This window comes from Pseudomonas fluorescens (genome assembly GCF_001307275.1).
Taxonomy (GTDB): Bacteria; Pseudomonadota; Gammaproteobacteria; order Pseudomonadales; family Pseudomonadaceae; genus Aquipseudomonas; species Aquipseudomonas fluorescens_AA.
Window position 1 is genome coordinate 2,502,495 of the sequence record NZ_CP012831.1, and the last position, 22,151, is coordinate 2,524,645.

General features: G+C 62.1%; 19 protein-coding genes. 6 read left to right on the forward strand and 13 right to left on the reverse strand.

Going from position 1 to position 22,151, the window contains the following annotated elements; translation table 11 throughout:
- Positions 1–58 precede the first annotated feature (58 nt).
- From AO356_RS11035 to AO356_RS11065, 7 genes are all read right to left on the reverse strand, one after another.
- Positions 59–1,012, reverse strand: coding sequence for a response regulator (locus tag AO356_RS11035; protein WP_060739808.1), 954 nt, complete (start codon positions 1,010–1,012; stop codon positions 59–61).
- Positions 1,013–1,181: 169 nt separating this feature from the next.
- Positions 1,182–1,943, reverse strand: a complete 762-nt coding sequence (gene phoU / locus AO356_RS11040) for a phosphate signaling complex protein PhoU (RefSeq protein WP_060739809.1) — start codon at positions 1,941–1,943, stop codon at positions 1,182–1,184.
- A gap of 97 nt (positions 1,944–2,040) precedes the next feature.
- Entirely contained in the window at positions 2,041–2,874 is an 834-nt protein-coding gene (gene pstB / locus AO356_RS11045) for a phosphate ABC transporter ATP-binding protein PstB (RefSeq protein WP_058544183.1), read from the reverse strand.
- A 156-nt stretch (positions 2,875–3,030) separates the two neighbouring features.
- On the reverse strand, positions 3,031–4,701 hold the full coding sequence (gene pstA / locus AO356_RS11050; protein WP_060739810.1) for a phosphate ABC transporter permease PstA: 1,671 nt from the start codon (positions 4,699–4,701) through the stop codon (positions 3,031–3,033).
- Positions 4,702–4,716: 15 nt separating this feature from the next.
- Positions 4,717–6,750 carry an ABC transporter permease subunit gene (locus AO356_RS11055; RefSeq protein WP_177431712.1) on the reverse strand — a complete coding sequence of 678 codons (2,034 nt, stop codon included), beginning with the start codon at positions 6,748–6,750 and terminating at the stop codon, positions 4,717–4,719.
- Between the two features lie 473 nt (positions 6,751–7,223).
- Positions 7,224–8,222 (reverse strand): phosphate ABC transporter substrate-binding protein PstS, encoded by a 999-nt coding sequence (locus AO356_RS11060; RefSeq protein ID WP_053127032.1) that lies wholly within the window; start codon positions 8,220–8,222, stop codon positions 7,224–7,226.
- Between the two features lie 237 nt (positions 8,223–8,459).
- On the reverse strand, positions 8,460–9,758 hold the full coding sequence (locus tag AO356_RS11065) for an MFS transporter (protein ID WP_060739812.1): 1,299 nt from the start codon (positions 9,756–9,758) through the stop codon (positions 8,460–8,462).
- Between the two features lie 375 nt (positions 9,759–10,133).
- Between AO356_RS11065 and AO356_RS11070 the strand changes: the two genes are divergently transcribed.
- Together AO356_RS11070 and AO356_RS11075 are read left to right on the forward strand one after the other, a co-directional pair.
- Positions 10,134–10,538, forward strand: coding sequence for an acyl-CoA thioesterase (locus AO356_RS11070; protein ID WP_003177184.1), 405 nt, complete (start codon positions 10,134–10,136; stop codon positions 10,536–10,538).
- A gap of 57 nt (positions 10,539–10,595) precedes the next feature.
- Complete coding sequence (locus AO356_RS11075; RefSeq protein ID WP_060743099.1) at positions 10,596–11,495, forward strand: D-hexose-6-phosphate mutarotase; 900 nt, start codon at positions 10,596–10,598, stop codon at positions 11,493–11,495.
- A 121-nt stretch (positions 11,496–11,616) separates the two neighbouring features.
- Here the strand turns inward: AO356_RS11075 and AO356_RS11080 are convergent, their stop codons facing one another.
- From AO356_RS11080 to AO356_RS11100, 5 genes are all read right to left on the reverse strand, one after another.
- Positions 11,617–12,153, reverse strand: a complete 537-nt coding sequence (locus AO356_RS11080) for a DUF3299 domain-containing protein (RefSeq protein ID WP_013691991.1) — start codon at positions 12,151–12,153, stop codon at positions 11,617–11,619.
- Positions 12,154–12,242: 89 nt separating this feature from the next.
- On the reverse strand, positions 12,243–12,488 hold the full coding sequence (locus AO356_RS11085) for a GlsB/YeaQ/YmgE family stress response membrane protein (protein ID WP_003187057.1): 246 nt from the start codon (positions 12,486–12,488) through the stop codon (positions 12,243–12,245).
- Between the two features lie 103 nt (positions 12,489–12,591).
- Positions 12,592–13,677, reverse strand: coding sequence for a 5-(carboxyamino)imidazole ribonucleotide synthase (locus tag AO356_RS11090; protein ID WP_060739813.1), 1,086 nt, complete (start codon positions 13,675–13,677; stop codon positions 12,592–12,594).
- A 12-nt stretch (positions 13,678–13,689) separates the two neighbouring features.
- The gene (purE, locus tag AO356_RS11095) at positions 13,690–14,181 is read right to left on the reverse strand and encodes a 5-(carboxyamino)imidazole ribonucleotide mutase (protein ID WP_003196369.1); all 492 of its coding nucleotides are present in this window, start codon (positions 14,179–14,181) and stop codon (positions 13,690–13,692) included.
- Between the two features lie 333 nt (positions 14,182–14,514).
- The gene (locus AO356_RS11100) at positions 14,515–15,432 is read right to left on the reverse strand and encodes a LysR substrate-binding domain-containing protein (protein ID WP_060739814.1); all 918 of its coding nucleotides are present in this window, start codon (positions 15,430–15,432) and stop codon (positions 14,515–14,517) included.
- A 180-nt stretch (positions 15,433–15,612) separates the two neighbouring features.
- On the opposite strand from AO356_RS11100, the gene aspA reads away from it, so the two are divergent.
- The 4 genes from aspA to AO356_RS11120 all read left to right on the forward strand — a co-directional run bounded on the left by aspA (position 15,613) and on the right by AO356_RS11120 (position 21,292).
- Positions 15,613–17,037, forward strand: a complete 1,425-nt coding sequence (gene aspA / locus AO356_RS11105; RefSeq protein WP_003196363.1) for an aspartate ammonia-lyase — start codon at positions 15,613–15,615, stop codon at positions 17,035–17,037.
- A gap of 487 nt (positions 17,038–17,524) precedes the next feature.
- The gene (locus tag AO356_RS11110; RefSeq protein ID WP_060739815.1) at positions 17,525–18,976 is read left to right on the forward strand and encodes an alanine/glycine:cation symporter family protein; all 1,452 of its coding nucleotides are present in this window, start codon (positions 17,525–17,527) and stop codon (positions 18,974–18,976) included.
- A gap of 135 nt (positions 18,977–19,111) precedes the next feature.
- On the forward strand, positions 19,112–20,116 hold the full coding sequence (locus AO356_RS11115; protein ID WP_060739816.1) for an asparaginase: 1,005 nt from the start codon (positions 19,112–19,114) through the stop codon (positions 20,114–20,116).
- A 183-nt stretch (positions 20,117–20,299) separates the two neighbouring features.
- Positions 20,300–21,292 carry an AraC family transcriptional regulator gene (locus AO356_RS11120; protein WP_060739817.1) on the forward strand — a complete coding sequence of 331 codons (993 nt, stop codon included), beginning with the start codon at positions 20,300–20,302 and terminating at the stop codon, positions 21,290–21,292.
- 184 nt (positions 21,293–21,476) lie between these two features.
- Here the strand turns inward: AO356_RS11120 and AO356_RS11125 are convergent, their stop codons facing one another.
- The gene (locus AO356_RS11125) at positions 21,477–22,127 is read right to left on the reverse strand and encodes an HAD family hydrolase (RefSeq protein WP_060739818.1); all 651 of its coding nucleotides are present in this window, start codon (positions 22,125–22,127) and stop codon (positions 21,477–21,479) included.
- Positions 22,128–22,151 lie beyond the last annotated feature (24 nt).

A 22,151-nucleotide genomic window follows, 5' to 3' on the forward strand; every position in this document is an offset into this window, starting at 1 on the left:
CTGGATCGAGTGTGGGAGCGAGCTTGCTCGCGATAGCGGACTCAAAGTCGCCGCCGGATCAGGCACCCGGCACGAAATGTTTCTGCGCCGTGCCGCGAGCGATCAGGCGGGAGATGTAGTCGAGTTTCTGCGGGTCTTTGTCGACGAAGCGGAACGTCAGTTGCAGCCATTCGCTGTCGGGGGTCTGCTCATGGGCGACGATGGCATGCAGGTAGCCGTTGAGACGGGCCGTTTCGGCGTTGTCGCCCTGTTCCATGTCCAGCACTGCGCTTTCGAGCACTTGTGGCAGGGTGTCGGTGCGCTTGACCACCAGCAGCGCTTCCTTGAGGCTCAAGGCCTTGATCACGCATTGCTGGGTGCCGCTGGACAGGCGCAACTGGCCTTGGCCACGGTTGGTCGTCGAAGCGGCGGCTACCGGCGCCTTGACCGGTGGGCTGTTGAGCAGTCCACGGGCCGGGGCAGCAGCGGCTGCGGGAGCGGGAGCGGCCGCCGGCTTGGCAAACGGATTCGCCGCTGGCGCCGAAGCAACAGCCGCAACCGGCGCCTTATTGCCCGTCAGGGCGCTGAGGGAATCATTACCGAACGCCGAGTTCATCTTGGTCGGGGCACTGTTCATCAGCGTGTCGAGCTTGCCGACCTTGTGCAGGGCCTGCTTGACCTTGGTCAGCAACTGTTCGTTGGTGAACGGCTTGCTGACGTAGCCGGAAACGCCGGCCTGGATCGCCTGGACCACGTTTTCCTTGTCGCCGCGGCTGGTGACCATCACGAAGGGCATGCCCTTGAGGGTGTCCTGCTGGCGGCACCAGGTCAGCAGTTCGAGGCCGGACATTTCCGGCATTTCCCAATCGCACAGCACCAGATCGAATGCCTCGCGAGCCAGCAGGGCCTGGGCTTTCTTGCCGTTCACCGCGTCTTCGATACGCACGCCCGGGAAGTAGTTGCGCAGGCACTTCTTCACCAGGTCACGAATGAACGAAGCATCGTCCACGACCAACACACTGACCTTACTCATCCAGATACACCTCTAAAAAATCCCGGCAAGCATACCGCTTTTACTGATGGCATATTGCCAAAAAAACCGTCAGTCACGCCGGGACTTTTCGTTCGCGGGGTGCTGCTTTCGATTAAAAAAAACCCAAAAAAAAGCCCGACCAAAAGGCCGGGCGCTTTTCTTGGCAATCTTACTTATCGTCAGTTTCGCCCGGAACATTAGCGGTTTCGGACGGGGTGCCCTGAACTTCTTCCTTCATCCGCTTGAGCCCCAAATGGCGCACATCGGTACCGCGCACCAGGTAGATGACAAGTTCCGAGATGTTGCGCGCATGATCGCCGATACGCTCCAGAGAACGCAGCACCCAGATAATGCTCAACACCCGGGAAATGGAGCGCGGGTCTTCCATCATGTAGGTCGCCAGCTCGCGCAGGGCGGTCTTGTATTCGCGGTCGATGATCTTGTCGTACTGGGCCACCGACAACGCCAGGTCGGCGTCGAAGCGGGCGAAGGCGTCCAGTGCGTCGCGGACCATGTTGCGCACCTGGTCGCCGATGTGGCGAACCTCGACGTAGCCGCGCGGCGCCTCGCCTTCTTCGCATAACTGAATGGCACGACGGGCGATCTTGGTGGCTTCGTCGCCGATCCGCTCAAGATCGATCACCGACTTGGAGATGCTGATGATCAGACGCAGGTCGGACGCAGCCGGCTGACGACGGGCCAGGATCCGCAGGCACTCCTCGTCGATGTTGCGCTCCATCTGGTTGATCTGGTCATCGATTTCGCGCACCTGCTGGGCCAGGCCGGAGTCGGCCTCGATCAGTGCGGTCACCGCGTCGTTGACCTGTTTTTCCACCAGCCCGCCCATGGCCAGCAAGTGACTGCGCACTTCCTCCAGCTCGGCGTTGAACTGTGCGGAAATATGGTGAGTAAGGCCTTCCTTCGAAATCATCTTGTTCGCTCCGCGAAAGTTGCAAGCTTCAAGCTGCAAGCTTCAAGCAGTTAAATGTTGATCCTGATAGCGCAGTGCGGCTATGCAGTTGCCTCGACTAGCCGTAGCGACCGGTGATGTAGTCTTCGGTCTGTTTCTTCGCCGGATTGGTGAACAGCGTATCGGTATCGCCGAATTCCACCAGTTTGCCCATGTACATGAACGCGGTGTAGTCGGAAACCCGCGCCGCCTGTTGCATGTTGTGGGTCACGATGACGATGGTGAACTTGGACTTGAGCTCGTAGATCAGCTCTTCGACTTTCAGCGTCGAGATCGGGTCGAGGGCCGAGCAGGGTTCGTCGAGCAGCAGCACTTCCGGTTCCACGGCGATGGTGCGGGCGATCACCAGACGTTGCTGCTGGCCGCCGGACAGACCGAGGGCCGACTCATGCAGACGGTCCTTGACCTCGTCCCACAGCGCGGCGCCCTTGAGGGCCCATTCCACGGCTTCGTCGAGGATGCGCTTCTTGTTGATGCCCTGGATGCGCAAGCCGTAGACCACGTTCTCGTAGATGGTTTTCGGGAACGGGTTCGGCTTCTGGAACACCATGCCGACGCGACGGCGCAGCTCGGCCACGTCTTCGCCCTTGCGGTAGATGTTGTTGCCGTAGAGGTTGATTTCACCTTCGACGCGGCAGCCGTCCACCAGGTCGTTCATGCGATTGAAGGTGCGCAGCAAGGTTGACTTGCCGCAACCCGATGGACCGATGAACGCGGTGACGCGCTGTTTCGGGATATTCAGGCTGACGTCATACAGCGCCTGCTTCTCGCCGTAGAACAGGCTCAGGCCGGGTACTTCGATGGCGACGGTTTCCTGCGCCAGATCCAGGCTCTGCTTGTCGCGGCCCAGGGCCGACATGTTGATGCCGTGTGTATGTGCTTCGTGTTGCATGGGAGGCTCCCTGTGCTAACAAATTCGGTTCGGAACGCCTGTGTGGCGGCCCCATGAAATTCCAGTGAACGCCGATCAGTGTGGGAGCGAGCTTGCTCGCGAAGGGGCCCTCGAGGCCGCCAGAAGCTTCGCGAGCAAGCTCGCTCCCACAGACCATCAACTATCCAGTGCCTTGTACTTCTCGCGCAGGTGGTTACGGATCCACACGGCCGACAGGTTGAGCGTGGCGATCACCAGCACCAGCAGCAGCGCCGTGGCATAGACCAGCGGTCGCGCCGCTTCAACGTTCGGGCTCTGGAAACCGACGTCATAGATATGGAAGCCCAGGTGCATGATCTTCTGGTCCAGGTGCAGGTACGGGTAGTTGCCGTCCAGCGGCAGCGACGGGGCCAGTTTCACCACGCCCACCAGCATCAACGGCGCCACTTCACCGGCGGCGCGGGCCACGGCGAGGATCATGCCGGTCATCATTGCCGGGCTGGCCATGGGCAGGACGATTTTCCACAGGGTCTCGGCCTTGGTCGCACCGAGGGCCAGGGAACCTTCGCGCACGGTACGCGGGATCCGCGCCAGGCCTTCTTCGGTGGCCACGATCACCACCGGCACCGCTAGCAGCGCCAGGGTCAAGGACGCCCAGAGCAGGCCCGGGGTGCCGAAGGTCGGTGCCGGCAAGGCTTCGGGGAAGAACAAGCGATCGACCGAACCACCCAGCACGTAGACGAAGAAGCCCAGGCCGAACACGCCGTAAACAATGGCCGGAACGCCCGCGAGGTTGTTCACCGCGATGCGGATCAGGCGGGTCATCGGGCCCTGGCGGGCGTACTCACGCAGGTAGACCGCCGCCAGCACGCCGAACGGCGTCACGATCATCGCCATGATCAGGGTCATCATCACGGTGCCGAAAATCGCCGGGAAGATGCCGCCTTCGGTGTTGGCTTCACGGGGGTCATCGCTGAGGAATTCCCAGACCTTGCTGAAGTAGAAACCCAGCTTGGTGAACGTGCCCATGCCGTTTGGCTGGTAGGCGTGCACCACTTTGCCGATTTCGATCTCCACTTCCTTGCCGTTGGCATCGCGGGCCGTCAGGCTGTCGCGGTTGAACTGCGCGTGCAGGTCGGCCAGGCGCGCTTCGATGTCCTTGTAGCGGGCGTTGAGTTCGGCGCGCTCGCTTTCCAGGTCGGCCTGGGCCGAAGCATCGAGCTTGCCGTCCAGCTCCAGCTTGCGACCGTGCAGGCGGATACGCTCCAGACCGGCGTTGATGGCGCCGATGTCGACTTTTTCCAGGGTCTTGAGTTCGGCGGCCAACTGATTGACCCGCTGTACGCGAGCCTGCAGTTGCGGCCAGGCAGCCTCGCCTTCGGCGATGACCTTACCGCCTTCCTTGACGTTGACCAGGTAACCGTAGAAGTTGCCCCACTCACGACGCTCGATGGCCATCAGTTCCGGCGGCGTGGTCTGGTTGGTCAGCCAATCGCCGACGATCCAGGTGAAGTCAGTGCCGTTCAGGTCTCGGTTGCCGACCTTGATCAGTTCGCGGGTCATGAACTCGGGGCCTTCATCCGGCACCGGCAGGCCGGCGCTTTTCAGGCGCTCGCGAGGTACTTCTTCTTTCTGCACGACTTCGCCGACCACCAGGTGCGCAGGCATGCCCGGCACGTTGTAGTTGGCGTGGATCAGGTCTGCCGGCCAGAAGTGGCCCAGGCCGCGCACAGCGATCACCGCCAGCAGGCCAATGGTCATGATGACCGCGATGGACACCGCGCCACCGCTGATCCAGACGCCGGGGGCGCCGCTCTTGAACCATCCTTTCAGGGAGTTCTGTTTCACAGACTTCTACCTTTCTTAAAGCGACGAATATTTCTTGCGCAGACGCTGACGGATCAGCTCGGCGAGGGTGTTCATGACGAAGGTGAACAACAGCAACACCAGGGCCGACAGGAACAGCACGCGGTAGTGGCTGCCGCCGACTTCCGACTCGGGCATCTCCACCGCCACGTTGGCCGCCAGGGTGCGCAGGCCTTCGAACAGGTTCATTTCCATGACCGGCGTGTTACCGGTGGCCATCAGCACGATCATGGTCTCGCCCACCGCACGGCCCATGCCGATCATCAGCGCCGAGAAGATGCCCGGGCTGGCCGTGAGGATCACCACGCGGGTCATGGTCTGCCACGGCGTGGCACCCAGGGCCAGGGAGCCCAGGGTCAGGCCGCGCGGCACACTGAACACGGCGTCTTCGGCGATGGAATAGATGTTCGGGATCACCGCGAAGCCCATCGCCAGGCCCACCACCAGGGCGTTGCGCTGGTCGTAGGTGATGCCCAGGTCATGGGAGATCCACATGCGCATGTCGCCGCCGAAGAACCAGGCCTCCATGTACGGGCTCATGTACAGCGAGAGCCAGCCCACGAACAGGATCACCGGGATCAACAGGGCGCTTTCCCAACCCTCGGGCACTCTCAAGCGAATGGATTCCGGCAGGCGGCTGAAGGCGAAACCGGTGACCAGGATGCCGATCGGCAGCAACATCAACAGGCTGAAGATACCCGGCAGGTGCCCTTCGACATACGGCGCCAGGAACAGGCCGGCGAAGAAACCGAGGATCACCGTCGGCATCGCCTCCATCAGCTCGATCACCGGCTTGACCTTGCGGCGCATGCCCGGGGCCATGAAGTAGGCGGTGTAGATCGCTGCGGCAACCGCCAGCGGCGCGGCCAGCAGCATCGCGTAGAACGCCGCCTTCAGGGTACCGAAGGTCAGCGGCGAGAGGCTCAGCTTGGGTTCGAAGTCGGTGTTGGCGGCGGTCGATTGCCAGACATACTTAGGTTCGTCGTAGTTTTCGTACCAGACCTTGCTCCACAACGCGCTCCACGACACTTCCGGGTGCGGGTTGTCCAGCGTCAACGGTTGCAGCTTGCCGCCCTGTTCAACGATCAGGCGGTTGGCCCGTGGCGACATGCCGAACAGACCCTGGCCGTCGACCACCTGGTCCACCAGCAGGGTGCGGTGGGCGGTGCTGTGGAACACGCCGAGCTTGCCGGCGGCGTCGAGCGCCACGAAACCCTTGCGACGTTCTTCGGCGCTGATCTCGACGATGGGCGCGCTACCCATCTGGAAGGTTCGAATCTGCTTGAAGCGCAGCTCACCGTCCGGATCCCGGGCCATGAACCATTGGGCCAGGCCGCCCTTGGAGTCGCCGATGATCAGCGAGATCCCGCCCACCAACTGGGTGGCGGCGGTGACTTGGGCGTCGGCGTTTTCCAGCAGTTTGTAACGGCCGTTGAGGCTCTTGTCCCGCAGGCTGAACACATCGGCCTGGGCACGTCCGTTGACCACATACAGCCATTGCTGGCGCGGGTCGACGAAGATGTTCTTCACCGGCTCGGTCATCTGCGGCAGGTCGATACGCGTCTGCTCGCTGGTGACTTCACCGGTCATCATGTTTTCTTCGCTGGTGAGCGACAGCACTTGCAGCTGGGCGCCGCTGGAGCCGGCCAACAGCAGGGTCGAATCCGTGGCGTTGAGGCTGACATGCTCCAGGGCCGCGCCCTGTTCGTTCAAGGCCATCGGCGTCTCGCCGTAAGGGTATTCGACGGCGGGCGAGATGGTTTTCTTGCCGTCCGGGTAGGTGACCTTATAAGTGTGACGGAACACCAAGGCCTGGCCGTTGGAGAGACCGATCGCCACCAATGGGCTGCCGGGCTGGTCCTCGCCAATGGCGGTCACGCTGGCACCGGCCGGGATCGGCAGGTCGACACGGCGCAGTTCGGCGCCACTGCTAACGTCGAAAAACAGCGCCTGGCCCTTGTCGGAAACCCGCATGGCGACCTGGTTCTGTTCTTCGATAGAGATCATCAGCGGTTTGCCGGCGTCTTGCATCCAGGCCGGGGTGATCGAGTCCTTGGCGGTCAGGTCCGCGCCCTGGAACAGGGGCAGCACCACGTAGGCCAGGAAGAAGAAAATCAGCGTAATGGCCGCCAGGACGGCGAGGCCGCCGACCAGCACGTACCAGCGGGTCAGGCGATCCTTGAGCGCGCGGATGCGACGCTTGCGTTGCAACTCAGGCGTATTGAAATCAATGCGCTTGGGAGGGGAAGTCGTAGTCATTGTGGAGTTGGCCAGATCATTCATGCGCACACCCTAGCGATCCTGTATGACAGAAAGATGACAGTGAAGTGACGCAACAAATCCGCCGCCAGCTAGAAGCGGCAGCGGACGGAAAATTCGTGTCTGTGGGAGCGGGCTTGCTCACGAAGGGGCCAGCGCATTCGACATGGATGCCGACTGATCCACCGCATTCGCGAGCAAGCCCGCTCCCACAGAGAGCCCGGGCGTTGGCCCGGGCTCAGGTATTACTGCTTGGCGACGTTGCCGCCTTCCTGCAGACCCAGGTCAGCCAGTGCCTTGGCGGCGACTTTGGCAGGTACCGGGATGTAGCCGTCCTTGACCACGACTTCCTGGCCTTGCTTGGACAGGATCAGCTTCACGAACTCGGCTTCCAGCGGGGCCAGAGGCTTGTTCGGCGCCTTGTTGACGTAGACGTAGAGGAAACGCGACAGCGGGTACTTGCCGTTCAGGGCGTTTTCTTCGGTGTCTTCAATGAACTCGCCGCCTTCTTTCTTGGCCAGAGCAACGGTTTTCACGCTGGCGGTCTTGTAGCCGATACCCGAGTAGCCGATGCCGTTAAGCGAGCTGCTGATCGACTGCACAACCGAAGCCGAACCCGGCTGTTCGTTGACGTTTGGCTTGTAGTCGCCTTTGCACAAGGCTTCTTCCTTGAAGTAGCCGTAGGTGCCGGACACCGAGTTGCGACCGAACAGTTGGACCGGCTTGTTGGCCAGGTCGCCGGTCACGCCCAGGTCGCCCCAGGTCTTGACGTCAGCCTTGGCGCCGCAGAGGCGAGTCGAGGAAAAAATGGCGTCGACCTGAGCCATGGTCAGGTGCTTGATCGGGTTGTCCTTGTGCACGAATACGGCCAGGGCGTCCACGGCAACCGGAATAGCGGTTGGCTTGTAGCCGTACTTCTGTTCGAAGGCCTGCAGTTCGTTGTCCTTCATCTTGCGGCTCATCGGGCCCAGGTTGGCGGTGCCTTCGGTGAGCGCGGGCGGCGCGGTGGAGGAACCGGCGGCCTGAATCTGGATGTTTACGTTCGGGTATTCTTTCTTGTAGTTCTCGGCCCACAAGGTCATCAGGTTGGCCAGGGTATCGGAGCCGACGCTGGAGAGGTTGCCCGACACACCAGTGGTCTTGGTGTAGCTCGGGATCGCAGGGTCAACAGCGGCAACCGCGTTGGCAGTCGCAACGCCAGCAGCGACAAAAGTCATTGCCGCCATCAAACGCTTCAGTTTCATGCCTTACTCCTAGCAGAGAGGTGTGTTAAGTCGGCCAAGTATTGGTAAGCCGTGTGAACACTCTATGGCTGAAATATGACAATTGGATGAAAGGCCAGCATTGAGTTTTACAGGATGATTCATGCCGGCCCAATCGCGAGCAAGCTCGCTCCCACAGTGGATTTGCGGTGAACGCAGCCCTCTGTGGGAGCGAGCTTGCTCGCGATGAAGCCCGTGCAGTCAGCGAAAGATTCGGACCTAGCGCCCCTTCTTCCAGAGATAACCGCCCACAGCAATCCCGATACCGCAGATCACCGCCACGTAATAGGCCGGTCCCAGCGGGCTTTCCTTGAGCAGCAGGGTAACGATCATCGGGGTCAGGCCGCCGAAGATGGCGTACGCCAGGTTGTAGGAGAACGACAGGCCGCTGAAGCGCACCACGGCCGGGAACGCCTTGACCATGACGTAAGGCACCGCGCCGATGGTGCCCACCAGCAGGCCGCTCAGCGCATAGAGCGGGAATAGCCAGTCGGGGTGGTCGAACAGGCTGTGATAAAAGGTCCAGGAGGTGATCAGCAGCAACGCGCTACCGAAGACAAATACCCGCCCGGCGCCGAAGCGGTCGGCCAGCACGCCGGAGCCAATGCAACCAAAGCTCAGGAACACGATCGCCAGGCTGTTGGCCTGCAACGCGGTGGTCGGGCTGAAGTGGTAAACGGTCTGCAACACCGTCGGGGTCATCAGGATGATCACAATGATGCCGGCCGACAGCAGCCAGGTCAGCAGCATCGAAATCGCGATGGCGCCGCGATGATCGCGCAGCACGGCCCGCAGCGGTATTTCCTCGGCCAGGGCCTTGCGCAGTTGCAGCTCGGCGAACACCGGGGTTTCGTGGAGCCAGCGGCGCAGGTACACCGAAAACAGACCGAACACACCGCCCAGCAGGAACGGGATCCGCCAGGCGTAATCCGCCACTTCCACCGGCGTATAAAGGCTGTTGATGGCTGTGGCGACCAGCGACCCCAACAAGATCCCCGCCGTCAGGCCGCAGGTCAGGGTGCCGCAGGCGTAGCCGATGTGGCGCGCCGGAACATGTTCAGAAACGAAGACCCAGGCCCCCGGCACTTCCCCGCCGATGGCCGCGCCCTGGATCACCCGCATCAGCAACAGCAGGATGGGCGCCCACATGCCGATCTGCGCATAGGTGGGCAACAGGCCCATGATCAGGGTCGGCACAGCCATCATGAAAATGCTCAGGGTGAACATTTTCTTGCGCCCCAGCAGGTCGCCGAAGTGGGCCATGATGATCCCGCCCAGCGGCCGGGCCAGGTAACCGGCGGCAAAAATGCCGAAGGTCTGCATCAGGCGCAGCCACTCAGGCATTTCGGCAGGAAAGAACAATTTGCCGACCACGGTGGCAAAGAACACGAAGATGATGAAATCGTAGAACTCCAGCGCACCGCCCAAAGCTGAAAGCGACAGGGTCTTGTAATCGTTGCGGGTCAGTGGACGTGCTGGTTGTGCGGGCGTCGCCGTGCTCGAAGGCGCAGTGGTCATGGCAAGGGCTTCTCTTATAGTCAATTCTGCAACCCTGGCAATACGGGTTAGGGCCTGGGCAGGTCCGGCACGATAGCAAATTGTTCGAAAAAGCACATAGAGGCGCGTATTTGATAGTCGAAATCAGAACCGAGTGGTCGTCTCGACGTCTATCGCCCGATATACTCGCAACCTTGCAGTACCCTGTAAGGGGTTGCTGTGCGAAAACGTCGTTGGTGGCGTAATACCAGAACCAGCCGGTTTCGCAGAGTTTCCCTTTGGCACGCCTTTACGAAAAACGTGACGAACGCAGTATGTTCGGGCTGAATCGTTTTTTTCAAAGACGGCTATTCACCTGAAGTACCAGACAGCGTTACGGGTCAGAGGCCCCCCGGCATGATAGAGCTCGAACAAGAAGATCCAATCCCGCAAGGCGACCTGGCCCTGCAAATCACCGCGCTCCCTCGCGAGACTAACGGCTTCGGCGATATTTTCGGTGGCTGGCTGGTGTCCCAGATGGACCTGGCCGGCACCGCCATGGCCAGCAAAGTGGCCGGCGGACGCGTGGCCACCGTGGCGATCGATCGCATGGCGTTCCTGGTGCCGGTGGCGGTGGGTGCGCAGCTTTCCTTTTATACCCAGGCGCTGGAAATCGGCCGCAGCTCGATCCAGATGATGGTCGAGGTCTGGAGCGACGACCCGCTGTCCAGTGAATGGCGCAAGGTGACCGAGGCGGTCTTTGTCTTTGTCGCCATCGACGGCAGCGGTCGTACCCGCTCGGTTCCGCCGCGCGCCCGTTAAACACGGCGGCCGTTTTGCGGTCCATTGCAGTCCCTGTTCCCGAGCGAGATTTGCAACATGCCTACGCCCAACGTCGAAGCGGTCAAACTGGATGAACTGAACGCCTGGCGCATCCGTCACGGTCAGGCCGAGTTGCTGGTAGCCCAGCAAGGCGCGCACATCCTCAGTTATCAAGTGGACGGCCAGCCGCCACTGATCTGGCTCAACGACCAGGCCACGTTCAAGACCGGCAAGAGCATCCGCGCGGGCGTGCCGGTGTGCTGGCCGTGGTTCGGCAACCTGACGCGCAACCCCGACAGCGTACAGGCCATGCGTGTGAGCGACGCCCCCGCCACGGCCCACGGCCTGGTGCGGGCGATGGATTGGGAATTGAAGGGCATCGAAGCCGAAGGCGAAAGCCTCAAGGTGGAGTTCGTGCTGCCCTACCCCGAGAATGGCCTTGCGGGCTGGCCTCACCAGGTGGACCTGACGCTGACCATCGTGATGGACGAGCAGCTGCACATCCGCCTCACCAGCCATAACCGTGGCAGCGAAACCGTCAGCCTCAGCCAGGCGCTGCACAGCTACTTCGCCGTGAGCGACGTACGCAACGTGCGGGTCGAAGGGGTGGATGGCTTGAGCTACATCGAGACCCTGGACGACTGGAATACCCACACCCAGGCCGGCGACCTGACATTTGCCAGCGAGACCGACCGCATCTACCTCGACACCCCGCCGACGCTCAGCATCATTGACCCGCACTGGGAACGACGGATCGAACTGAGCAGCAGCGGTTCGCGCTCGGCGGTGATCTGGAACCCCTGGACCGAACGCGCCAAGGCCTTCAGCGACATGGCCGACGATGGCTGGCAGCGCATGTTGTGCATCGAGACGGCGAATGTGATGGACGACGTGGTGACGTTGTTGCCACAGGCCAGCCATACCCTTGGCGTGAGCATCTGCAGCAAGCCCCTCTAAACCCCACCACAAAAACCACTGTGGGAGCGAGCTTGCTCGCGATAGCGGACGGACAGTCAACCTCAGCGTCGACTGACACACCGCCATCGCGAGCAAGCTCGCTCCCACATTGGGTTTCGCCCTACAAATCCGCTTCCTGCACCACCCTCACCTTCTCCGCCTCCAGCGCATACGCCGCGCTCGCCAGGTCGTTGTCGACCTTTTCGATCTTCAGCGTGCCCGTCACCCAGAGCGGCGTGTAGATGTCGTCCAGCTTCAGGCCCTTGGGATAGCGCACCAGCACCAATTGGTTAGGCGGCGGTGGCGGGACGTGGATGCAGGCGCCAGGGTAGGGCACCAGGAAAAACAGCGTGCTGCGGCCCTTGGCGTCGGTTTCCAGCGGCACCGGGTAACCGCCGATGCGGATGTGCTTGTCGTTCATCGCCGCCACGGTCTTGGTCGAATACATCACCGCCGGCAAGCCCTTGCTTTGTTTCAGGCCGCCTTTTTCAGTGAAGGTGCCGTTGGCTTCCGGGGAGTTGTGGTCGATCTCGGGCATGGCCTCGAGGGCTTTCTGGTCCGACTTGGGCATCAGTTCGAGCCAGTCGGTTTCCGGCAGCTCGGCGGCATGGGCCAGGCCACTGCCCAGCAGAAGAAGGGTCAATACTAGACGGCGCATGAAAGGGCTCGGCAATGAATGAAAAGTGAAACGCCGAGCATTCTAGCCCCCTCGGCTCGCCACGCGGAGAGGGCCTTGCTGCATTTGGATCAGTTTCTTTTGATCAGGCCGTAGATCACCAGCAACACGATCGCGCCCACCAGGGCACCGATGAAACCTGCGCCTTGGCCGGCCTGGTAGATGCCCAGGGCCTGGCCGCCGTAAGTGGCCGCCAACGAACCGCCGATACCGAGCAGGATGGTCATGATCCAGCCCATGCTGTCATCGCCCGGTTTCAGGAAGCGCGCCAGCAGGCCAACGATCAAGCCGATAAAGATGGTTCCGATGATACCCATGGCATTTCCCCTCTCATTGAGTCGCTAAGCCAAAGCCCGGTCAGGCTTTGGCACTTAGCCATGAGAAAGATTAGCCGACGAATGGTTCCACCGCCGTTCCAGATTATTGTTCGGCGATCAGCGTCTCGACCTTGATGATCTGCTGGGCCAGCGTGGCCCGGTCAGCGCAGCGCAAGTTGGCGTGACCGACCTTGCGCCCGACCTTGAACGCCTTGCCATAGTGATGCAAATGGCAGTCGGCAATCGCCAGGACCTTGTCGCTGTCCGGGACCTTGCCGATGAAATTGAGCATCGCGCTTTCACCGACCTTGGCGGTCGACCCCAGTGGCAGCCCGGCCACCGCCCGCAGGTGGTTTTCGAACTGGCTGCACTCGGCGCCTTCGGTGGTCCAGTGCCCGGAGTTGTGTACCCGCGGTGCGATTTCGTTGGCCTTGAGGCCGCCGTCCACTTCGAAGAACTCGAACGCCATCACGCCGACATAGTCCAGTTGCTTGAGCACCCGGCTGGAGTAGTCCTCGGCCAGGGCCTGCAGCGGATGATCGGTGCTGGCGACGGACAGCTTGAGGATGCCGTCCTTGTGGGTGTTGTGCACCAACGGATAGAAGCGGATTTCACCGTCGCGGGCACGCACGGCGATCAGCGAGACTTCCCCGGTGAACGGCACGAAACCTTCCAGCAGGCAGGCCACGCTGCCAAGCTCGGCAAATGTACCGACCACGTCTTCAGGCTTGCGCAGGACTTTCTGGCCCTTGCCGTCGTAACCCAGGGTACGGGTCTTGAGCACGGCGGGCAGGCCGATGGCGGCGACAGCGGCGTCCAGGTCGGCCTGGGACTGAATGTCGGCGAAAGCCGGCGTGGGGATGCCCAGGTCCTTGAACATGTTCTTTTCGAACCAGCGGTCACGGGCGATCCGCAAGGCTTCGGCGCTCGGGTAGACCGGGACGAACTGGGACAGGAAGGCCACGGTTTCGGCCGGGACGCTTTCGAATTCGAAGGTCACCAGATCGACTTCATCGGCCAATTGGCGCAGGTGATCCTGGTCGCCGTAGTCGGCCCGCAGGTGTTCACCCAGCGCCGCGGCACAGGCGTCAGGCGCCGGGTCCAGGAAAGCGAAGTTCATCCCCAGCGGCGTACCTGCCAGAGCCAACATGCGACCCAACTGGCCGCCACCGATTACACCGATCTTCATTCGTCAACAACCTCAGGCAATGCGTGGGTCTGGATTGTCCAGGACGCTGTCTGTCTGCTCAGCGCGGAATTTTTTCAGCACGGTATGAAACTGTGGGTGCTTGGCGCCCAGGATGCTCGCCGACAGCAGGGCCGCGTTGATCGCGCCGGCCTTGCCGATGGCCAGGGTCGCGACCGGGATACCGGCCGGCATCTGCACGATCGACAGCAACGAGTCGACGCCCGAGAGCATCGACGACTGGACCGGCACGCCCAGCACCGGCAGGTGGGTCTTGGCCGCGCACATGCCCGGCAGGTGGGCCGCGCCACCGGCACCGGCGATGATCACCTCGATGCCACGTGCCTCGGCCTCTTCGGCGTACTGGAACAGCAGGTCCGGGGTACGGTGGGCGGAGACCACTTTCACCTCGTAAGGGATGCCGAGCTTTTCCAGCATATCGGCGGTGTGGCTAAGGGTGGACCAATCGGACTTGGAGCCCATGATCACGCCAACCAGTGCACTCATCGTCGTGCCTCTTCTCTCTGGGCGCCCGCAGGCGCGTCAAAAAACAACAAGCCACGCAGGAAACCGGCGTGGCTTGTTGTACGAATTATGGCCGGGCGAACCGACCGAAGGCCGGGCAGTATACCGAAAACGGTGCGTTAAACGCACTTTCGCCGACCATCTGTCATTTGGGGTGAGGTGGCGGTTTTATTGACTCGCAGGTCAGCGAGGGAACAACCTAAATCCCTGTGGGAGCGAGCTTGCTCGCGATAGCGGTAGGTCAGTCTATGCAACTGTGAATGTCAGGTCGTCATCGCGAGCAAGCTCGCTCCCACAAGGGGGTCCGCGTTGTTTTCAGGATCCGATGGCGCCCTGCGCCGCACCGCCTTCGAGCTTGCGCCACAGCAACCGCACATTGGCCTTGCGCACCAGGGCGCAGCGGTACAGGCGGATCTCCAACGGCACGTGCCATTGCGTGCCACCACAGATCACCAGTTCGCCCCGGGCCAGTTCGGCGCGTACGCTCAGGTGCGGTACCCAGGCGATGCCCAGGCCTTCCAGGGCCATGCTTTTCAGGCTGTCGGCCATGGCCGTTTCGTAGATCGTGGTGAATCGCAGCGCCCGCTGGCGCAACAACTGGTTGACCGAGCGCCCGAGGAACGCCCCGGCGCTGTAGGCCAGCAGCGGCACGCTGGCCTCGCCTTCAAGGTCGAACAGCGGGTTGCCGTTGGCATCGGCGGCGCACACTGGGAGCATTTCGGTCTGGCCCAGGTGCAGCGACGGGAAGATCTCCGGGTCCATCTGCATGGCCGAATCCGGATCGTAGAAGGCCAGCATCAAATCGCAGCCACCTTCACGCAGGGCGTGGACAGCGTCGCCGACGTTGGTCGCCACCAGCCGCGTGGCGATGTTCATCCCTTCGTTGCGCAGTTGCGCGATCCAGCGGGGGAAGAAGCCCAGCGCCAGGGAGTGGGCGGCGGCCACTTGGATGACTTCGCCCTGCCCGCCTTCCAGGTGATGCAAATGGCGCAGCACTTCGCCCAATTGCTCCACCACGGTACGTGCCGTCACCAGGAACAACTGCCCCGCCGCCGTCAGCTCGACGGGCGTACGGGAACGGTTGACCAGGGTCAGCCCCAGCGCAGCCTCAAGGCTGCGAATTCGCCGGCTGAATGCCGGTTGCGTCACGAAACGCCGCTCGGCCGCCTGGGAGAAACTGCGGGTCGCGGCCAGGGCACTGAAGTCCTCGAGCCATTTGCTTTCAAGATTCATCACGTCCTCCCCTACACGCACCAAAACAGGTCACACGTTCGCCGCACCGTCGGCGTCACACCGGCATTATGCCGAATATGCATAGGCCAGTGTTTAACAGCATTGGCCCTATTTTTTCCCAGAGCCTAGGATCCACAGCGTTCCGGCTCAGACCGGGTCCTTATCGAGATGATTTCCGTCATGTCCTCCGCTGCATCATTCCGCACAGAAAAAGACCTGCTTGGCGTACTCGAAGTACCAGCGCAAGCGTATTACGGCATCCAGACCCTACGAGCGGTAAACAACTTCCGTCTCTCCGGTGTCCCGATCTCGCATTACCCCAAGCTGGTGGTCGGTCTGGCAATGGTCAAACAGGCCGCCGCTGACGCCAACCGCGAACTGGGGCAGCTCAGCGAAGCCAAGCACGCCGCCATCAGCGAAGCCTGTGCACGATTGATCCGCGGCGACTTCCACGAAGAATTCGTGGTGGACATGATCCAGGGCGGCGCCGGCACGTCGACCAACATGAATGCCAACGAAGTCATCGCCAACATCGCGCTGGAGGCCATGGGCCACCAGAAAGGCGAGTACCAGTACCTGCACCCCAACAACGACGTGAACATGGCGCAGTCCACCAACGACGCCTACCCGACCGCGATCCGCCTGGGCCTGCTGCTGGGTCACGACGCGTTGCTGGCCAGCCTCGACAGCCTGATCCAGGCGTTCGCGGCCAAGGGTGAAGAATTCAGCCACGTCCTGAAAATGGGCCGCACCCAGTTGCAGGATGCTGTGCCGATGACTCTCGGCCAGGAATTCCGCGCCTTCGCCACCACCCTGAGCGAAGACCTGGCACGCCTGAAAACCCTGGCGCCTGAACTGCTCACCGAAGTGAACCTGGGTGGCACCGCCATCGGCACTGGCATCAACGCCGATCCGCGCTACCAGGCCCTGGCCGTGCAGCGCCTGGCGACCATCAGCGGCCAGCCGCTGGTTCCGGCCGCCGACCTGATCGAAGCCACCTCCGACATGGGCGCCTTCGTGCTGTTCTCTGGCATGCTCAAGCGCACCGCGGTCAAGCTGTCGAAGATCTGCAACGACCTGCGCCTGCTGTCCAGCGGCCCACGCACCGGCATCAACGAAATCAACCTGCCGGCCCGCCAACCAGGCAGCTCGATCATGCCCGGCAAGGTCAACCCGGTGATCCCGGAAGCGGTCAACCAGGTGGCATTCCAAATCATCGGCAACGACCTGGCCCTGACCATCGCGGCCGAAGGCGGCCAACTGCAACTGAACGTGATGGAGCCGCTGATCGCCTTTAAGATCTTCGACTCGATCCGCCTGCTGCAACGGGCCATGGACATGCTGCGCGAGCACTGCATCGTCGGCATCACCGCCAACGAAGCGCGCTGCCGTGAACTGGTCGAGCACTCGATCGGCCTGGTCACCGCCCTGAACCCGTACATCGGCTATGAAAACGCCACCCGCATCGCCCGTGTTGCCCTGGAAAGTGGCCGCGGCGTGCTGGAACTGGTGCGCGAAGAAGGCTTGCTCGACGACGCCATGCTCGACGACATCCTGCGCCCGGAAAACATGATTGCTCCGCGTCTGGTCCCGCTCAAAGCGTGATCGACACGGCCACCGCTCACCAGGTCGAGGGACTAGACACCTCTCACCTTTTGAGGGCTTGGGGATCTTCCCCAAGCCCTTTTTTTAATGGATAGCAGCCAGGGATGACCGAACCTGTGGGAAGGAACCTGCTCGCGATAAACGACGACGCGCTGCCCGTTGTAAACCGTGTCGCCAGCCAACGCGAGCAGGCTCGCCCCACAAGAACCTGACCGTAAGGCCAGGTGTTTCAAAGGGTCCGCTTCGTCGGACGCACCACAACTGTGCAGACGGGCACCGCACTGATAGGTATAGTGCCGCCCCTCTTCGCATGAGCGGTCGTCCGCAACGAGACCCTTAAACATGCGAAAACCGAACTAATAACAAACCCGCGAAAATGGACCGGGACGAAACTTCGCCTCACCTGTCGGGCCGCGCGCCGACCGATGTAACGCGATATTTCCAAATGGCCAGCATTTGCTTAAACAAAAAACAGCGAGGAATACTCATGCTCGAAGTCATCAACGACTTCCTATCAGGGAAAGTGCTGATCGTGCTCATTGTCGGGCTCGGTGGCTACTTCACGATCCGCTCGCGTTTCGTCCAGTTCCGTCACTTCTTCCACATGTTCACGGTGTTCCGTGACAGCCTGAAAAGCAGCACCGACCAGCTCAGTTCCTTCCAGGCCCTGATGCTCAGCCTGGCCGGTCGTGTCGGCGCGGGCAACATCGCCGGTGTCGGCATCGCCGTGACCCTCGGTGGGCCTGGTGCGGTGTTCTGGATGTGGGTAACCGCCCTGGTCGGTATGTCCAGCAGCTTCTTCGAGTGCTCCCTCGGCCAGCTCTACAAGCGCTGCGACTCCGAAGGCCAGTACCGTGGCGGCCCGTCCTATTACATCCAGCACGGCCTGCAGAAACGCTGGTTGGGCATGATCATGGCGTTCCTGCTGCTGGTCACCTTCGGCTTCGCCTTCAACGGCCTGCAAGCCCACGCAGTGACCCACTCCCTGAACAACGCTTTCGGCTTCGACACCACCTACACCGGCCTTGGCCTGGCGGTGCTGCTGGGCCTGGTGTTCATCGGCGGAATCAAGCGCATCGCCAAGGTTGCCGACCTGCTGGTACCGGTCAAGACCCTGGCGTACATCGCCGTGACCCTCTACGTGATCGTGCTGCAGTTCGAACATGTACCGGGCATGCTGGTGACTATCGTCAAGAGCGCCTTCGGTCTGGACCAGGCCTTCGGCGGCCTGATCGGCAGCGCCATCGTCATGGGCGTCAAGCGTGGCGTGTTCGCCAACGAAGCCGGCCTGGGCAGTGCGCCTAACGTCGCCGCCGTCGCGTCGGTCGAGCACCCGGTCGCCCAGGGCGTAGTCCAGGCGTTCAGCGTGTTCCTGGACACCTTCGTGATCTGCACCTGCACCGCGTTGCTGATCCTGCTGTCGGGCTTCTACACCCCGGGCTTCGAAGGCGACGGCATTGCCCTGACCCAGAACTCCCTGGCGGCCGTCGTGGGTGACTGGGGCCGGATATTCATCTCCGTGGCCCTGTCGTTGTTCGTGTTCACCTCGATCCTCTACAACTACTACCTGGGCGAGAACAACCTGCGTTTCATGATCGGTGACAATCGCAAGGCCCTGATGGGCTACCGCGCGCTGGTCCTGGCCCTGATTTTCTGGGGTGCCATCGAAAACCTCGGCACCGTGTTCGCTTTCGCCGACATCACCATGACCCTGCTGGCGTTCGTGAACCTGATCGCGCTGTTCCTGCTGTTCAAGGTCGGCATGCGCATCCTGCGCGACTACGATGACCAGCGTTCGGCCGGCATCAAGGTTCCGGTGTTCGACTCCAGCAAGTTCCCGGACCTGGATCTGGACCGCAAGGCCTGGCCTGCCAACCCATCGGCGCCCGTTGCCCAGCCTGACGCCGCTTCGGCTGGCGTGACCGCAGCGCAACGCTGATCGGTAACAAGCTGCCTGGAAAAAACCGGACGCATCCCCTGCGTCCGGCGTGACACAACCTAAGGTCGGCGTCATGCTCGGCCTTATGTTGTGGCAGCGAAGTAACGCTGCCGTTTTCGTCCTCGGAGAACAACCATGAACCCCTCGACCTACCCTGCCGCCCAGCACGTCATGGTGCTCTACACCGGCGGCACCATCGGCATGCAGGCCAGTGCCCACGGCCTGGCCCCGGCATCCGGTTTCGAAGCGCGGATGCGCGATTACCTGCACAGCCAACCCGAACTCGTCGTGCCGCAATGGCGCTTCCGGGAAATGTCGCCGTTGATCGACAGCGCCAACATGACCCCGGCCTATTGGCAGCAACTGCGCGAAGCGGTGGTCGATGCCGTGGACGTGCAGGGCTGCGACAGCGTACTGATCCTGCACGGCACCGACACCCTGGCCTACAGCGCCGCAGCGATGAGCTTCCAACTGCTGGGCCTGCATGCGCGGGTCTGCTTCACCGGCTCGATGCTGCCCGCCGGCGTGACCGACAGCGACGCCTGGGAAAACCTCAGCGGCGCCCTGGTCGCCCTCGGCCAGGGCCTGGCGCCGGGCGTGCACTTGTACTTCCACGGTGAGCTGCTGGCACCAACCCGTTGCGCGAAGGTGCGCAGCTTCGGTCGTCATCCGTTCAAGCGCCTGGAACGCCAGGGCGGCGGCACCCCGGCGCCGACCCTGCCAACGCAGTTGAACTACAACCAGCCCAAGCAACTGACGAACATCGCGGCGCTGCCGCTGTTTCCCGGCATCAGTGCGCAGATCCTCGATGGCCTGCTGGGCAGCGGTATCCAGGGCCTGGTGCTGGAATGCTACGGCAGCGGCACCGGGCCGAGCGACAACCCGGCCTTCCTCGCCAGCCTCGAGCGGGCGCGGGACAGCGGCGTGGTGGTCGTGGCGGTGACCCAATGCCACGAAGGTGGCGTCGAGCTGGATGTGTATGAAGCCGGTAGCCGCTTGCGCGGTGTCGGCGTGCTATCCGGCGGCGGCATGACCCGCGAGGCCGCGCTCGGCAAGTTACAGGCGCTGATTGGCGCCGGCCTGCCGGTGGAAGAGGTTCGGCGGCTGGTAGAGCTGGATCTGTGTGGCGAGCTTATCTGACACCGGCAATCCCTGTGGGAGCGAGCTTGCTCGCGATAGCGGGCTGACAGTCGACTTCAGCGGCGACTGACACACCGCCATCGCGAGCAAGCTCGCTCCCACATTGGGTATTGTATTGAGCTTCCTATTTTCATCCGGCATATAACTTGCTCCGTTTCCAGCTTCCCCAGGCTGGAAACGGACATGCTTCATTCCCACCTCACCACCCTCAACGCCGTCTCGCTGGTACTGAGCACCTTTAAAAGCGAAGGCTTGCCCAGTGATGCCTTGTTGGCCGGCAGCGGCATCAGCGCGGCGGACCTGAGCCGGGCCGATACGCGTATCACCACCAACCAGGAGATGCAGGTCTGCGCCAACGCCGTGGCTCTCAAGCGCGACATCGGCCTGGAATTGGGCCTGCGCATGCACGTTTCGTCCTACGGCATGCTCGGCTATGCCCTGCTCACCAGTGCCACCTTAGGTGACGCTTTGCGCTTGGCACTGTGCTATCCGGCGCTGTTGGGAACACTCTACGAGCTGAATCTGGACGACGATGGCGAGCACATCTGGTTCAGCGCCAGCGATTATCGGGAGAACCCGGCCCTGGCGGTGTTCAATGCCGAGTTCTGCATGGTTTCGCTGAAGGTGATCTGCAATGACCTCCTCGGCCATGCACTGCCGTTGCACGCCGCACGCTTCGAACACCCGGCGCCCGATTACCAGGCGCGCTACACCGCGCTCTTCGACTGCTCGGTGCGCTTCGACAGCATCGATAACGCTTTCGCCTTCGACCGTCACTGGCTCGAGCAACCCTTGCCCCTGGCCGACCCCATCACCCATCACGCCATGGCCGAACGCTGTCGCCGGCAGAACACCGAATTCACCGGACGCCAAGCCTGGCTGGGACGGATCCGCCAATTGCTCGACGCCCAACTGGACGCCGCCCCCGGCCTGGAAGGCCTGGCCGAACAGATGAATTGCTCGGCGCGCACCTTGCGCCGCCACCTCAAGGACCTGGGCTGCAGCTACCAGGAGCTGCTGGACGAACTGCGCTTCGAGCGGGCCAAGCAGATGCTCTGCGAGGACCAATTGCCGATCTATCGAATCGCCGAACGACTGGGCTTCAGCGAAACCGCCAGCTTCCGCCATGCCTTCGTGCGCTGGAGCGGCGTGGCACCCAGCCAGTTCAGGGCCTGAATCAGCGCGTTCGTATACAGCGAGCCCCGTTTGGACCGGGACACGGCTACACCTTGAGGCCGGGGGTGTCTGTGCTGACGCCATCGCGAGCAAGCTCGCTCCCACAGGGGTTGGGGCTGCTCGCAACATTTGTGAACACTGGCAATCCTCTGTGGGAGCGAGCTTGCTCGCGATGGCGACCCGGTCAGCGCCGCAAAAACGCCTGATGCAACGCTTCCACCGTCTGGAAGTGATACGCCGGGCGCTCGGTGCTGAGTTCTTCGTGGCTGCCAAACCCATACCCGACCGCTGCCGCATCCAGGCCATTGCTGTGGGCACCGATCAGGTCGTGTTTGCGGTCGCCGATCATCAGGGTGCTGGCCGGGTCGAGGCCTTCTTCGGCCAGCAGGTGGGCGATCAGCTCGACCTTGTTGGTACGGGTGCCGTCCAGTTCGCTGCCGTAGATCACCTTGAAATGCCGGGCGAAGTCGAAGTGGCGGGCGATTTCCCGGGCGAAGACCCAGGGTTTGGACGTGGCGATGTACAACTGGCGCCCTTGGCCGCCCAAGGTTTCCAGCAGCGGCATCACGCCGTCGAAGACACGGTTCTCATAAAGGCCGGTGACCTTGAACCGCTCACGATAGAAATTCACCGCCTCCCAGGCCTTCGCTTCGTCGAAGTCATAGAACTGCATGAAGGCCTGCAACAGCGGCGGGCCGATGAAGTGCTCGAGGCGGGTGAGGTCGGGCTCGTCGATGCCCAATTTGCTCAGGGCGAACTGGATCGAACGGGTGATGCCCTCGCGCGGGTCGGTGAGGGTGCCGTCGAGGTCGAAGAGTACGGTTTGGTAATGCATGGCAGTTCCTGGGGAATATCACTG